Origin of the sequence: Bacillus sp. ISL-4 (assembly GCF_018613275.1) — a bacterium.
Classification (GTDB): domain Bacteria; phylum Bacillota; class Bacilli; order Bacillales; family DSM-1321; genus Peribacillus; species Peribacillus simplex_E.
Map to the genome: position 1 here is coordinate 37328 of NZ_JAGGQN010000034.1, position 14983 is coordinate 52310.

Below are 14983 nucleotides of genomic sequence, written 5' to 3' on the forward strand. Positions count from 1 at the left end.
AAATTAACACTCTTCCAAGACATTCCTTGCTATGATTAAACGTTGGATCTCATTCGTTCCTTCATAGATTTTCGTTATGCGGGCATCCCGATAAAAACGTTCAACTGGATATTCAGCCATATATCCCATTCCGCCATGAATCTGGACCGCTTTATCCGCGACCCGATTAAAAACGTCTGAAGCGAACAGCTTTGCCATTGATGCTTCCTTGATCACTTTTTTTCCTTCATCAATCTTTTGTGCCGCCATCATCGTTAATGCTCTTGCGGCTTCCGTTTCGGTTGCCATATCAGCAAGCATCCATTGAATCGCTTGGTTGTCCGCAATTGGTTTGCCGAATTGAATGCGCTCTTTTGCATATTTGGCTGATAATTCAATTAATTTACCACTTGATCCCACTGATCTTGCAGCCAAACCTACACGCCCTTCACCTAAAATTTTCAGGGCAGAGATATATCCCATTCCAACTTCGCCGATAACATTTTCTTCAGGTATGATACAATCCTCGAAAATGACCTGTGAGGTATATGATCCCCTTAACCCCATTTTTTTGTCCTTTTTGCCGACAATTAAACCGGGAAAATCTCTTTCTACTAAAAAAGCTGTAATCCCTCCCTTTGCTCCTTTATCTTTATCCGTTATTGCAAATACGGTATAAACATCAGCTATCGGCCCATTCGTGATGAAATGTTTCGTTCCATTCATCACCCAGTAATCACCCTTCTTTTCTGCACTTGTTGCCAAATTGGTTGCATCAGATCCCGCTCCTGGTTCAGATAAAGCAAAGGCGCCAATTTTCGTGCCTGCTGCCATTTCAGGCAAATATTTATTTTTCAAATGTTCGGATGCAAGCTTAACCAGACCTGTACTGCCAATCCCCGTGTGGGCGCTTATTAATGAAACAAATCCATTATGGGTCCTTCCTAACTGCTCTAATACGGTAGCCTTTCCAACAGCATTCAAGCCAATTCCACCGTATTGTTCGGGAATGCTTATCCCGAATAAGCCAAGGTCTTTTGCTTTTTCCACCAAATGCTCCGGGATGGCATCTTCTTCTTCAATTTGTATAGCGTACGGCTCCACTTCCCTTTCAACAAAATTACGGATCATTTCCTTCATTTGCTGGATTTCCTTGGTTAAAGTGATTGTCATCAGTTTATTCCTCCTTAGGTTTGTTCACGAGTAGCCATTTATAAGTTTTGTTCATAGGGCATATAGGGCCGTTATCATCTAATCATTCAATGGAATTCATTGTGTTCTGGTAAATTAGAGTCCTCACTCTTACAAAATCAGGCTTCACGTTCAATTATCGTTGCAATTCCCTGCCCGCCTCCAATGCAAGCAGTAATAAGAGCAAATCTTCCGGCAGAACGCTTCAATTCATAAACCGCTTTCGTAATGAGGATGGCACCCGTCGCACCTAGTGGATGTCCATGTGCAATGGCTCCCCCGTTCACATTCACTCTTGCGGGATTCATATCAAGCTCCCTATTACAAGCAATAACTTGAGCGGCGAAGGCTTCATTAATTTCAATGATGTCCATTTCATTTAAGGAAAGCCCTGATTTCTCCATTACCTTTCTTATAGCGGGAACAGGTCCTATTCCCATATAATTTGGATCTACCCCTGCAACGGCCTGTGCCCTGATCGTCGCCAAAGGCTTAATCCCCAATTTCACCGCTTTTTCCCTCGACATTATGACAAGGGCCGATGCGGCATCATTCAATCCCGAACTATTGCCTGCAGTCACGGAACCGCCTTCTAAAAACGCAGGTGATAATTTGGCTAGCCCTTCTTTCGTTATTTGCGGACGTGGATGTTCATCCAATTTAAATTCAATATCGTCGCCTTTTCTGACAGGAATGTGAATAGGTGCAATTTGCTCAGTGAAACGGCCCTCTTCCACGGCTTTGGCCATCTTTTTTTGGCTTTGTAGTGCGAATTCATCTTGTTCTTCCCTGCTGACCTCATATTTTTCCGCTAAATTTTCAGCCGTGATTCCCATCGGGGGATCGCCAATCTCTTTTGGGGACAACCGGGATTTTCTGAACTGCGGTGGCTTTGCACTGTATGCTTTTTCCGGGCGATCCATCAAGTATGGTGCCCTGCTCATGCTCTCGACCCCACCGGCGATGTAGACATCGCCTTCGCCTGCCCGGATCGCTTGTGCAGCCAAGTTGACAGCGTTTATTCCCGAGCCGCATTGACGGTCGACAGTCAGTCCGGGAAGATGAATCGAGAGGCCTGTTTCCAGCGCTGTTAACCTGGCAATGTTTCCACCCCCGCTTAACACATTCCCCATGATTACATCATCTATCATTAGGGGTTCGACATTCGCTCGTTTTATGGCTTCTTTCATCACTTCTGCTCCAAATGCGTGGGCAGGAACCGATGCAAGTGCACCTCCCTGTTTTCCAATTGCTGTTCGAACTGCAGAAACTATGACGGCATCTCTATTCATTTCCCATCCGCTCCTTTTCCTTTTTTCACACCCAGTTGATGGCATTCCTTCATTTCACTAGTTTCATTGAATGTAAGCTAGTTGTCCCCTTGCTTATGAGGACTTAAGATCAAAGTTATCCGAACTTTTATTTTTATGTTTCCCTTTTGATTTGGCTGGTTTAACGAATATCGCAAACAGGATGCCAAAAGCCAGGACAAGGATGGCCATGAACAATATCGATAAGTTATATCCCAATAATTCATTTCCTCCTGCTAAACTTATGATATAGCCAGTTAATAGAGGTGCAATAATGCCTGCTATATTTCCTGATGATGTTAGGATGCTTGTCATCAATCCCCCCCGCTCTTGCATTTCATTGATCATGATCGTTGGTCCGATCGGTAAAATTGCATATGAAAGGCCCTTTGCTAAACACATGGCGACTATCACCCAGATTGGATTTTGAAATACCATGATCGAGGAAAAGAACAATGCACCAAGAATCATGGCGCCCGCGACGACAAATACCCTCGATGACCGCCAATTCTGATTCTTCTTGAATAAATGATCAGACACCATCGAAACACCCATATAAATACATACGGAAACGACTCCGATTATCGCGACGCTGGTTCCCATTTGACCTGGTGTCATTTTTACGGCTTCCACTAAATAAATCGGGAGCCAAACAGAAAACCAAACAACTAAAATATACGTTGAAAAATATGCAAGTGTAGTAAACAAAGCAGTAGGTGATGCGAGTAGCAACAAAAAGTCTTTCACTTTAATTTTTTCTAGTTTCACTTTCTTTTTCTTTTGTACGTTTTCATATACTTCAACTGGATTTTCCTTTGTTAAAAATTGAAAGAGAAAGAACCAAACAAGGCTTGCTCCACCAAGGGTGGCAAAGGCAACCTTCCAGCCGAATATCGTTATTAGAGAAACGAGGATCGGTGCCACGATCATCGCACCAACGGTTCCTCCGCCAACCACTACCGAATTGGCAAAGCCTTTCAGTTTCGGCGGAAACCACTTATCGGCATGACTGTAAGCGATTGGGCTATAAGGTCCTTCGAATGCGCCCAGTAAAATTCTGTAAAGAATCAATAATGGCAGAGCGGTGATGGCTAAAACGCCGAATTGCAAAACAGTCCATGTCAGCATGATGAACCCAAGCACTTTTTTAGCCCCCAGCCGATCAGCCCATGCTGCCCCAAAAATCCCTGTTACTGGGTAGAGCCAATAATAACTGCTTCCAACAAGACCCCACTCCGCATAGGTAAGATTGAATTCCTTCATGATTGGAACAGCTGCGAGACCCACGATCGATTTATCTGCAAAATTGATGACGGCTCCAAAGAATAATAGAATGAGAACAACCCAACGCATAAAATTCCCTCCTTTTCTTTAATTTGTTCACACACTGATATATCATCCAACTTAGGTTTCATAAATGAAACCACATTCCCCTCTTTCAATCCTTTTCCAATTCCTCTTTAACTAACAATCTTTTTAATAGTTTACCCACTGTATTCCGCGGAAGTTCTTTTCTCAATTCAAATACTTTTGGTACTTTATAAGGAGTCAATTGGGAATAACAATATCCTTCTATTTCTTCAAGATCCACGGAAGCGCTTTCTTTAGGTACGATGAATGCTTTCACAATTTCCCCTTTTTCTTTATGGGGGATGCCCACCACAGCTGCCTCTTTTATTGCCGGATGTTCATATAGAACACCTTCTACCTCCTGCGGATAAATATTGAATCCGCCGACGATGATCATTTCTTTTTTCCTGCCGACTATATAGAAATATCCTTCATCATCCATCACCGCAAGATCGCCAGTATATAGCCAGCCATTCTGTAAGGCCTTTTTGGTTTCGGCTTCGTTATTCCAATAACCCTTCATGATTTGCGGGCCTTTTATGAGCAACTCCCCGACGCATGTGTTAGGCACTTCATTGTTTTCATCGTCAATAATCATACAGTCCGTGCCTGGAAAAGGAATGCCAATGCTTCCGATTTTCCTTTTTCCAAATGGCGGATTACGATGAGTGGAAGGAGAAGCTTCCGACAAACCGAAACCCTCTCCGATTTTGGCACCTGTCAGCTCCTCAAATCGCTTGATTACTTCAACCGGCAGGGGCGCCGATCCACAAGAACAACTCTTTAAACAATTCAGTCCATAGTTTTCAATTCCAGGATGATTGACGAAAGCATTATACATCTTTGGAACTCCTGGAAAGAAAGTCGGTCGGTACTTTTTTATTTTTACAAGTACATCTTGAAGTTCGAATTTAGGAAATAAGAGAATGGCAGCTCCAATATAGATACCTAGATTCATTGCACTTGTCATGGCATAAACATGGTAAAGAGGCGTAGCTGCCAAAACGATTTCTTCACCAGGTTTCAGGGAATCCCCATACATTTCAAAACTCTGCACGACATTGGAGGTTAAATTATAGTGAGTAAGCATGACACCCTTCATCTTCCCAGTTGTGCCGCCAGTATATTGGATGACTGCAGTATCTTCATACGGGTTTATCATTTCGGGCTTCTTGATGGCATCTCCGGTTTGAATCATCGTATGAAGTGAACAGGGGCCATTTTGATCATTTTCCGTATTAATGCAAACACCAAATTCATATATCGCTTTCGTTTCTTCGATTGTATTTGCGGCCGTTTGGTCAAATACAATATTCTTGGTATCTGAGTCTATTAAAATTTGCAAAAGTTCCCGCGGTTTATACAGGGGATTAATCTGTACAACTATCAGACCCAGTGCCTGTGCGGCGTAATAACTGATTATGAAATAAGGGTGGTTGGCCATCATCAGACCAATACGTTCACCTTTAACAAAGCCCATTTCTCTCCATTTCCCTGCAAGTTTGTCTACCTGCATTTTTAGATTCTTATAATCCATTGAATGGTCTTCATAAATGATGGCTGTATGGTGTGGAAACTTCCTTGCTGTTATATCAAGCAGCGAATAGACCGATATTTCCGGCAGCTTCATAGATTTCATTCTTTCAACATACCATTGCTCCCATGGTTTATTTATTGTTTTTCGCACCCGTTATCCCTCCGCACATAAACGAATTTCATATCGTGCATGTTTGATTTATACTTATAGATATTATGCAACTTGCATGCCAAGTCCCATTTTTGTGTAAAATCGCTTAGTATTAAGACCAGTCAATTCATTAATGAATTTTATTCAGTTATAATGCCTATCTATAGAGGATTCATCGAAATACCAATAATTCATTTTTGAATTTTCAAACAAACTCTAATTGGTTTTCTAGCTATTGTGAAACTAGGCTTTTACCATATTATAGATTATACCTACTCACAAATCGTGATTTTGATTTTATCCATAGGTTTTATAAAATTGAAAAGCCCCCGTTCGTAAAAGTGTACTTTTACGAACGGGGTTAATTGATTACTTATTTTTTAAGATTTTTTATTGTAACTAATACGTTATGTTTATCCACGAGTAGGAACAGTATTTGAGTTTAATATTTTTAATTATAAGAAACAACCCTATTAACAGTATCTAATTCTTCGAATTTTAAGTGGATTAATTCATATTTAGCCAGAAGCGTTTTCAGCTCCAGTTTTGCCATTTCGGAGCCTTGTCGAATTCCGATGGACTCACTGGCTGCGGACCAAAATTTTCTGGAAGATTTACCAGAAGATGTTGATCCATGGGGTGAGTTTGGTGAATTTCACTTATTCGTTTATCGGAGACATTTTCTCTCATCCGATACGACTAGACTTGGGAGGTGAAATGTTTATACTTCCTGCCAATCCATTATTCAGCGAGGTTGGCTATAAACGTGAGGTAAAAGTTTAATTTTTCATTAAAATTGTCAGGTGTTCCAATTTGCGAACACTTTTTAATAAATAAAAAAACATGGTCATAAAGTAACCATGTTTTCTTTTTACTCATATAGCTGTGTCTACACTAAGAGTTATTTATTGATAAATTCTTTGTTGATTTTTTCAGCCTCAGCCATGTATTCTGTTTTAATCCCGCTCTTAACTCCCCACCAATAGAAGCAGAGTGCCAGACACGCGATGACCACCATATCCCAGCCAAATGTAAGAATATTTTTTCCGCCGAACTTCTCACTTCCAATATAAGAAATGAAAATCATACAACCTAAGTAAAGAAGCATCCAAACACCTGATAAAAATTGTTTTTTGAATCCATTCCACTTATTTTTAGCTTGATAATAAAAGTAAATAGGTAGTCCAATGGCAATGATGAAAACGACTTCTCCTGTTAATGGCCAACGCGCCCAGTATAAAGTAAGCGATGCGAAAACAAATCCACAAGGTGCAATAATAGAAGCGCCTTTTAAGTGAAATGGACGATTAAAATGAGAGGCTGTACGTCTTAATGTTGTCAATGCTACTGGCCCCATGATATACGAAATAAGTGTAGCAACTGAAATCACTTCAGCAAGTACGCCCCATCCGCGGAATAAAAATAAAAAGATAAAACATACACCTAAGTTTAATAACATCGCTGGACGAGGAACACCATAAAGTGGATGTAATGTACCAAAGATATTCGGTAAGTACCCATTTTTCTGCATTCCATAAAGCATACGCGAAGTTGTAGCTGTATAAGTGGCTCCTGTACCAGACGGTGATACAAACGCATCTACATACAATACAATCGCTAACCAGTTAAGACTAAGAGCAATTGCCAAATCAGCAAAAGGTGAATTGAAATTCAGATGACTCCATCCGTTCACGATCATAGACGGATCAACTGCACCGATAAACACAACTTGTAAAATAACGTATATAAAACCTGCAATTAGAATAGACCCAATAACAGCTATAGGTATAGACTTATTCGGCGACTTCGCTTCTCCTGCCATATTAACGGGACTTTGAAATCCATTAAACGCAAACACGATACCAGAAGTAGCTACTGCTGTTAAAACGCTTGCCCAACCGTATGGTGCGATACCTTGAGAACTTGTAAAGTTTTCACCATGAAAACCAGCAAAAAATAACGATCCTGCCATTACACCTGGAACAATTAATTTAAAAATAGTAATAAATGAATTTGCCTTAGCAAAAAGGTTAACTGTCCAATAGTTGACGAAGAAATAGAACAATAATAGTAAAGAAGCAATGAATAATCCTTTAGTCGTTAAGATATTGTTATCAACTAAAGAATGAGACCATCTGGCCCATTCCCAAGGCCACGTACTCATATATTGTACCGAAGCAATGGCCTCAACGGTAATAGTCGAAGCGATAGATATCCAGTTCGCCCATGCAGCTATAAATCCAATAAAAGAGCCATGCGAATATTGAGGATACTTAACCATTCCTCCAGCTTCAGGAAACATTGCCCCAAGCTCTGCGTAAGATAATGCAATTAATAAAATTACAACCATACCGATAATCCAAGAAAAAATAGCTGCTGGTCCAGCAATCTGGGCAGCTTTCCACGCTCCGAACAACCAACCAGAGCCGATAATAGAACCAATACCTGTCATAGTTAAAGCAAAAGTCCCCATTTTTCTATGCATATTACTCATCTCTACCTACACCTCTTCCTAGGAAAATAAAAAACACTCGATCTATTTATAAATCAAGTGTTTGCCCAGGCGCGCGGCTTATACTCTATATGCTCCCCCATGGTACTCCATGTTGCGCCAGTTACATATAGGAAAATAGTTTTTTTTAGTATATAGGATTATTTTAAATTTCACAACACTTAAAAAAAAATTTATATTTTATATATAATCTTATTTATTTTTCGTAATTCCCTATCAATATTAACTTTAATTTGAAAAAATTAGGTAAATCAAGGTTCAAAAAACAAACATTCGATTTCCAGAACCCATGCTACATCAATATAATCATTTTCTCTTTAACATTATACTTAAAAATCTTTAAGAGCTTATATGCGCAAAGTAAACCGTTCATATTTTACAAATTATATCCCAACAACATTTACATAGAAGTAATGAATCAGTTAGTTAAAATCTTATGATCTAACAGAGAAAATACTTGAAATACACCATACCTTTATTGAGCATTTTTCTACAATCTATTCTTTTCTTCCTCAAAAAAAGCCATGCACAAGTTGGGGAAAATACCTGAGGGATGAAGATTTCTCTTTATCTCTCTTTGTTTTGTCCACAATTTATGCTCAACTTTAATTAGTGTCTATTATACTTAACTAATGTGAACCACACTCGGCATAGCTAGAGTGATGAACGTAGATTAAATTTCCTTAAACAAGATGATGTCCCTAAATCCTTATAATAGAATAACTCGCATCACTCATCTTTTTATGAAATGGCACGAGGCTTCTTAACTGGAAATATCATCATCGGATTTAACATCAAATGGTGTTCGTTTATCCATTTTCAGCATGTAATAACTTCAAGATTTAGATACACCATTCCTAGGTTGTACGACTGTAGGAGAACTTGCAGGTTTAACATTATTGCATGAAGCGGCTCATATGGGGCAAATTCAGGCAATGAAGCGTATGATTGAACATGTAAGTGTTAAAAACTGAATTTAACAAAGTGTTATATTAAGATGAAAAATTCAATCTAATAAAACTGGTTTTTTCTTTTGTTATATTTTATACACGATTAGTCTATATAACACTCTCTATTTTCATTTACTCCACTAACTTTTCCTTCTTGAACACCCTTAATCTACCCATTTTTATTGAGCTATTCTGCCCCGTTAGTGCCATAAGAAAAAGGCTGACTCAGCAATCTTATTAAAGTAAAGCACCCCTAATAAACATTCATTAGATTTCTCATGAAAATTACCAGTAAGAAGCTATAGAACATTATAAAAGGGTATGATTTATCTACTTTAAGGAGGGTTTCTATCATGACAAAAAACACTCAACAGCAAAATCAAATAGACACTAAACTACCTAGCTTTACTGATACTGAATTATGACAAGAGCTTGCAAATATTCATCAAGAAGTTTCTCAATTAATTCAAACCGTATCTCAATTTCAAAATTCTCCACAAGGTACCCAAGCAAATCAAGCTACAAACTCATTAAAACAACAAATGAAGAAAGCAGATCAACAAAGTCAACAAGAAGAAACTCCAAAAAAAAACACAATATAAGAGATTATGATAGAGCATGGGAAGAAGACCGTCTTTAATAGAGGGCATCTTCCTTTAATTTATTGACTCAAGTCCTTCATTTCCTTTCACTCCCCCGTTTATCGCTTAAGAAAAGGAGCTGCCGTTCAGCTCCTGGTAATGATTCTTTGGCGGTGAGGAAGGTCGATGAACTATGGTGCCATTAGAGGCCTATCCGTTATTCAGACTCCAACAGCCTCGGTGCTTCACAGACTGTCGCTCCCTTGATGCTAAACAATACAACCAGGCTCGAACCTTTTTTAGTGGATTTTACTAACTATCCGAGCCTGTTTTGACCTGATGTATCCAGGAATGTACACGAGTTCCCTGGTCATCCTCTGTGGTTATTGTTTACTTAAAGATATCCATTCCAACTTTAAATAATGAGTTTAACCCATTAGCCACTGAATGAACCGTATTCGCATTATCCAATAGTGACTATTTATTCTCCCCAGTTGGATTCTCTTGTGCACATAGAAAGGAGGCTTCCAGAATTTATGATAGGTAACTGTGAATCTTGCTCCTTAATCACTAGTACTTGCCAAAATTCTTCTAAATTCATTTCCAATAAAACTAACACTTGTGGAGAGTAGGGCCTTTTATCTTTGAAACACCAATCCTCTATTCCTACATAGGCAGATCCAATAAATTGAATATATTACTTTCGCTTATTTAATAAAATGTATGCAAATTAAATACTTATATCATTTATTCTTTTCTAAGCGTTCATTTTATTTAAAAAGTTTTTCATGGATATGGAAGGAAATAAGATTCTATCAGTTTTCACATCGTATAGCCCAAAGGGATTTAAACGCAGCCCAGGAAGAAAGTCGCAAGTTAAGAATAATAAAGTATACAAAATGTCGTGAAAAGGAAAGCCTCTCGCTTGGAGCACCTTTAATAATTTATCATTAAATTCAACGGCCTTATCAAATGATGGATCAGAAGTCATCATTCCCGTAAGCTGTAATGGAAGTTCTAGTATGATTTCATTGCCATCGACAATTACGATTCCTCCTCCCAGTTCATGAACTCTTGATGCAGCTTTTGCCATCGCCTCTGGATTTCTTCCGATGGTGAGCAAGTCTGTCGTTGTGTTAAAGGTCGAGGCCATCCCATCTAAATTCAGCGCAAACCTTTCTAAAATACCTTTTGTAACCCACTCCCCCTTTCTATCGATTAGAGCTGCATACATTAGACCCTCTTGGGCCGAAAGATCGACATACCCATTCTCGGCTGGGAGAAACAAATTTTTCCGTTCGGTTATTACATTACTAACAAAATGAATAACAGGGACTGAATCATCGGAAGAGGTGTGTGGATATAGATACAAATCAGGATTTTCCAGAATTCCTCTTGAAAAGGAAAATGTATTTTCAGGTAAATGCTTATCCCAATCCAAATCTGGCATCTGGATCGTCAATTCTCCATTTTCTGCAACGATTCTCCCGTTTGAGATCACTAAGTCTGGACGAAACTGCACCAAATCAGGCAACAATAATATATCCGCCTTTTTACCCGGGGCCAATCCGCCAATGTAATCGTCCTGTTTAAGGTATGTAGCCGCATTGATGGTGACCATCTGAATAGCTTCCATAACCGGGACTCCATATTCCACAGCCTGCCTTACAAGTCCATCTACGAATCCTTCTTTTTCAATAAAAGATGGATGCGGACCATCTGTAGTCATCAAAATCCTGCCCGTACTTACCTGTCCATCTGTAATCAGCTTGATTATTTTTGACAAGTCCGGACGAAGCGAACTATTTCTTAGGACTGTCCATAAACCCAACCGTAAACGATCCAGGGCCTCTTCCGCAGTTATCGCTTCATGACAGGCACTTATCCCTGAAGCTGCAATAGAATTTAATTTTTCATAAGAGCACCCCGCATTATGCCCATCAGCTATTTTCCCCATTTTTTTAGCTTCATCTATAATATCGAGTAAAACCGGATCCCCTTTGTATAGTAAAGGCCAACGAGTCACTTCTGCCGTTCCAAGTACTTCTTCAATCGAAAGAAGGTCCATAATATCCTCTTTATTGAACCAGTCCCTTTCACCTGGATATCTAGCCTGTGAAACTAATCTTATTAACCAAAAAAAGTTTCCTGGCAGTTTCTTCAACTCCCCTAGAAGCCTTTTAAAGCCAGAGTGGCCAAAGTGCAAATAAAAAAATAAGTTATCATTCACTGTAGTGGTAGTCCCCAACGGCAATACTTTTGCGGTGATACTTATAGGATTGTATATTACCCAGGGATGCGCATGAGTTTCGATGAATCCCGGAGACACATACATACCATTGGCATCTATTACAGTGGTGTTTTCATTTATCTTCACTTCATTTTCCCCTACATATGCAATGCAATCTTTATACAGCGCAATATTTTGCTGAAGAAATTCGCCAGAATAAACATTAATAACCGTTCCGCCTTTAATGAACATATCAGCGGGTCTTTTTCCTTGTGCCACTTCGACCAATTCATTCCGGTATGCTCTTGCATTCACTTTTCTCGCCCCCATCATTCAAATGACAATTGAACATTTTTTCATGCTGGATGAATCCCCATTATTGTAGACATTCATTTTGAGTCCACATTCAAGGAGATTGAATCCTCCTTCTTGTTTACGATTGTGATTTGATCTCTGACTCTCTTAATTTAAATCTTTGTATCTTTCCTGTCGAAGTCTTAGGTAACTCGTTCACGAATTCAATGTCGCGAGGATATTTATACGGTGCTAATACTTTTTTGACAAATCCCTTTAATTCTGCTTTTACTCCTTCACTTGATTCCGCATTTGCTTTTAATACTATAAAGGCTTTTGGCTTTATTAAACCATTTTCATCCTTTACAGCAACAACAGCAGTTTCCAGTATATCGGGATGTGATAAGAGTGCATTTTCTATTTCTATTGGCGATACCCAAATTCCATTTACCTTCATCATGTCATCATTGCGGCCGGCGTACCAATAGAAGCCATCTTCATCCTTGAAGTATTTATCTCCTGTCACCAGCCAATTACCAATAAACTTCTTTTTGTTTTCTTCATTTAGATTCCAATAAGAGGCTGCAATGCTTTCTCCCTTAATTAAAAGGTCTCCCACTTCATTCACCTGAGTTTCATGACCTTGTTCATCCACTATTTTAGCTTCGTAACCAGGAACGATTTTTCCTGTGCTTCCTTGCCGAATAGCATCTACTTGATTGGAAAGGTATATATGAAGTGATTCGGTCGAACCAATTCCGTCTATAATTTCCAATCCGAAAACTCTCTTCCATTGTTCGATATAAGAAGCCGGCAGTGCCTCTCCTGCTGATACGCAAAGCCTAACTGAAGAAAGATCATAGGTTTCCTTCGTCTTCTCAAGGTAATTGAGCATCGATCCATATAGAGTCGGGACCCCAAAAAAAATGGTTGGACGATGCTTCTCTATCGTCTCGAACACCTTTTCTGCAGTCGGTCGGTCCGGCATTAAAACAGTGGTGGCCCCGGCTCCAAAAGGAAAATACATCGCGTTTCCCAAACCATAAGCAAAGAAAAGCTTCGAGGCGGAAAAAGTGATGTCATTTTCGGTGATTTGCAAAATGTTCCTGGCGTAGTTTTTAAAGGCTTCTTCCATATCGGTTTGTAGGTGAATAACCCCTTTTGGCTCACCTGTACTTCCGGATGTATAGAGCCAGAACGCTTGATCATTAATGTTGCTAAAACAAGGAGGCAGGTCTTTATTTTGTCTGCGAGTAAGAGTCTGGAAAGAATGTTCGTTATCTTCCTTCAGGTTTAGATCACCCCCATCAATCAAGATGACATGCCTCAAGAATAGTAATCTATTTTTAACAAGCTTTAACTTCTCCCACTGTTCACAAGTAGTAACCAACACTTTGGAACGGCTATTATTCAAAAGATACTCATAATCCTTTATGGGCAAAAGCGTATTGGATGGAACCGGGATTGCCCCAACCTTTATTGCACCGAAGAAACTAATGATGAATTCTGGAGAATCATGTAATAAAAGCAGGACGCGCTGTTCCATCTCTATGCCCAGTTCTTTTAATGCCGCACCAAATTGATTACAAAGGGTATCGATTTCCTGATAGGTATAAGATTGATTTTCATAATAAATAGCGGTTTTATCCCCTATTCCTGCCTCAATGTTTTTCTGGAAGAAATTATAGGAAGCATTGTACATCGCGCCCAATCCTCTAATTTTACATTCAGTTTTTATCACACATTTACCCTCCTCAAAAAGCTACTGGTTTTAGAAGCGTCATCCCACCGTCCCCTTTAATCCATAAAGAAGACGGCTGCCATATAAAGCCGGATAAATTCCCTAACCTTCCATTTTCAAAATCTCCTTTGTACTAATTTGAGCAAATCCCCTTCCTGACAATGCTCTTTTTCATTCAGAAACCGCTTTCAAATCAGCCAAGCCTCCAATTAAGGGTAAAGTAATTCCATCAGGCTATGAAACTTATAGTCTGATATCTCCCCCAATATTTTACACATTCACAAGTGCATATTGCACTGGAAAGGCTTTTAACAAGTAATGACTACCCATTCAGATCAGAATGCTCATGAGGTCGATCAGTAGAGAAAGAACCTTTCCATCGTATGCTTTCAAAAACCGTTTTACAGTTTAGGCAATAGTATTGCCTTACGAGCTGTGCAGTACCGAAGGATGAATATAATTCAACATTTTTGCCATCGCAAAATGGACATGCAGGATTTTCCTTTTCAACGGGCATTTATTATTTCCTCGTCCCTTAAACGCGGGATCAAAGCTTCCTTATAGGAGTTTACTAAATTACTATTTACAGGAAGGATCTCGTTTTCAATAAGCACACTATTGTTTTCCACTTGTTTTAACCAAGTAATTACTTCTTGTTCACAAAGTTTAAATGCCCTCCCGAAACGGACAGGAATTGAGCCTCCATCATTCAGTAACTTGAGTGCCCAGTTTTTCGAGTACAAAATATGCTCTAACTGTTCTCTTGCCAATTTATTGAATTGCAGTTCGATTTCACTACCTTTTTGGCGGCTGGTCAAAGCGGTTATCAATGTATTGAATGCCGTATTCATAGTATAGAGCCCTGCAATCAGTTGTATCCACTCCCCGATTTGAACAATGCTGTCAAACGCTTTACCCGTTTGTACCTTCACTTCCTTTTTGCTGCCTTTTCCGCTCTTCAAACTCATTCCCCAATTATAGAGAAGGCGGGCATGACCTAGCTCCGATTGGGCCATTGCAATTGCGGCAAGGGTCCCTTCTAAGTCTGGACCACTGATACCGACCTCAACAAGACGATCTCCTAAAATGAATTTATTATCAGCAATCGTTTCTATCAAGGTAATCAATTCAGTGTTGCCATTTGTTGAATTCACCATA

The 14983-nt window shown here is 39.4% G+C and carries 9 protein-coding genes and 1 riboswitch; all 9 genes read right to left on the bottom strand.

From position 1 onward, the window contains the following. Nucleotides 1–3: 3 nt before the first annotated feature. Nucleotides 4–1152 carry an acyl-CoA dehydrogenase family protein gene (locus tag J7J00_RS19455; RefSeq protein WP_214793724.1) on the bottom strand — a complete coding sequence of 383 codons (1149 nt, stop codon included), beginning with the start codon at nucleotides 1150–1152 and terminating at the stop codon, nucleotides 4–6. Nucleotides 1153–1289: 137 nt separating this feature from the next. Next, nucleotides 1290–2462 (bottom strand): thiolase family protein, encoded by a 1173-nt coding sequence (locus J7J00_RS19460; protein WP_214793727.1) that lies wholly within the window; start codon nucleotides 2460–2462, stop codon nucleotides 1290–1292. Nucleotides 2463–2555: 93 nt separating this feature from the next. Further along, nucleotides 2556–3833: an MFS transporter gene (locus tag J7J00_RS19465; RefSeq protein ID WP_214793730.1), complete on the bottom strand. Its 1278-nt coding sequence runs from the start codon at nucleotides 3831–3833 to the stop codon at nucleotides 2556–2558. Between the two features lie 85 nt (nucleotides 3834–3918). Then, the gene (locus J7J00_RS19470; protein ID WP_309487210.1) at nucleotides 3919–5517 is read right to left on the bottom strand and encodes a long-chain-fatty-acid--CoA ligase; all 1599 of its coding nucleotides are present in this window, start codon (nucleotides 5515–5517) and stop codon (nucleotides 3919–3921) included. Nucleotides 5518–6418: 901 nt separating this feature from the next. Further along, nucleotides 6419–8011, bottom strand: coding sequence for a glutamate/serine transporter AimA (locus tag J7J00_RS19475; RefSeq protein ID WP_214793733.1), 1593 nt, complete (start codon nucleotides 8009–8011; stop codon nucleotides 6419–6421). A 56-nt stretch (nucleotides 8012–8067) separates the two neighbouring features. Next, a riboswitch (ZMP/ZTP riboswitch) is annotated at nucleotides 8068–8146 on the bottom strand. A 2171-nt stretch (nucleotides 8147–10317) separates the two neighbouring features. After that, entirely contained in the window at nucleotides 10318–12105 is a 1788-nt protein-coding gene (locus J7J00_RS19480) for an adenine deaminase C-terminal domain-containing protein (protein WP_396020589.1), read from the bottom strand. Between the two features lie 118 nt (nucleotides 12106–12223). Continuing rightward, entirely contained in the window at nucleotides 12224–13786 is a 1563-nt protein-coding gene (locus J7J00_RS19485; protein ID WP_214793899.1) for a benzoate-CoA ligase family protein, read from the bottom strand. Between the two features lie 361 nt (nucleotides 13787–14147). Continuing rightward, the gene (locus J7J00_RS29060) at nucleotides 14148–14342 is read right to left on the bottom strand and encodes a PaaD-like zinc ribbon domain-containing protein (protein ID WP_483861521.1); all 195 of its coding nucleotides are present in this window, start codon (nucleotides 14340–14342) and stop codon (nucleotides 14148–14150) included. Next, nucleotides 14332–14982, bottom strand: a complete 651-nt coding sequence (locus J7J00_RS19490) for a Phenylacetic acid catabolic protein (protein ID WP_214793739.1) — start codon at nucleotides 14980–14982, stop codon at nucleotides 14332–14334. The genes J7J00_RS29060 and J7J00_RS19490 overlap by 11 nt, the downstream gene beginning before the upstream one ends. Nucleotide 14983 lies beyond the last annotated feature (1 nt).

Bases quoted from the DNA above. Each gene is read 5' to 3' on its own strand.
- J7J00_RS19455 (WP_214793724.1), bottom strand. From the start codon at position 1,152: ATGACAATCACTTTAACCAAGGAAATCCAGCAAATGAAGGAAATGATC.
- J7J00_RS19460 (WP_214793727.1), bottom strand. From the start codon at position 2,462: ATGAATAGAGATGCCGTCATAGTTTCTGCAGTTCGAACAGCAATTGGA.
- J7J00_RS19465 (WP_214793730.1), bottom strand. From the start codon at position 3,833: ATGCGTTGGGTTGTTCTCATTCTATTATTCTTTGGAGCCGTCATCAAT.
- J7J00_RS19475 (WP_214793733.1), bottom strand. From the start codon at position 8,011: ATGAGTAATATGCATAGAAAAATGGGGACTTTTGCTTTAACTATGACA.
- J7J00_RS19485 (WP_214793899.1), bottom strand. From the start codon at position 13,786: ATGTACAATGCTTCCTATAATTTCTTCCAGAAAAACATTGAGGCAGGA.
- J7J00_RS29060 (WP_483861521.1), bottom strand. From the start codon at position 14,342: ATGCCCGTTGAAAAGGAAAATCCTGCATGTCCATTTTGCGATGGCAAA.
- J7J00_RS19490 (WP_214793739.1), bottom strand. From the start codon at position 14,982: ATGGTGAATTCAACAAATGGCAACACTGAATTGATTACCTTGATAGAA.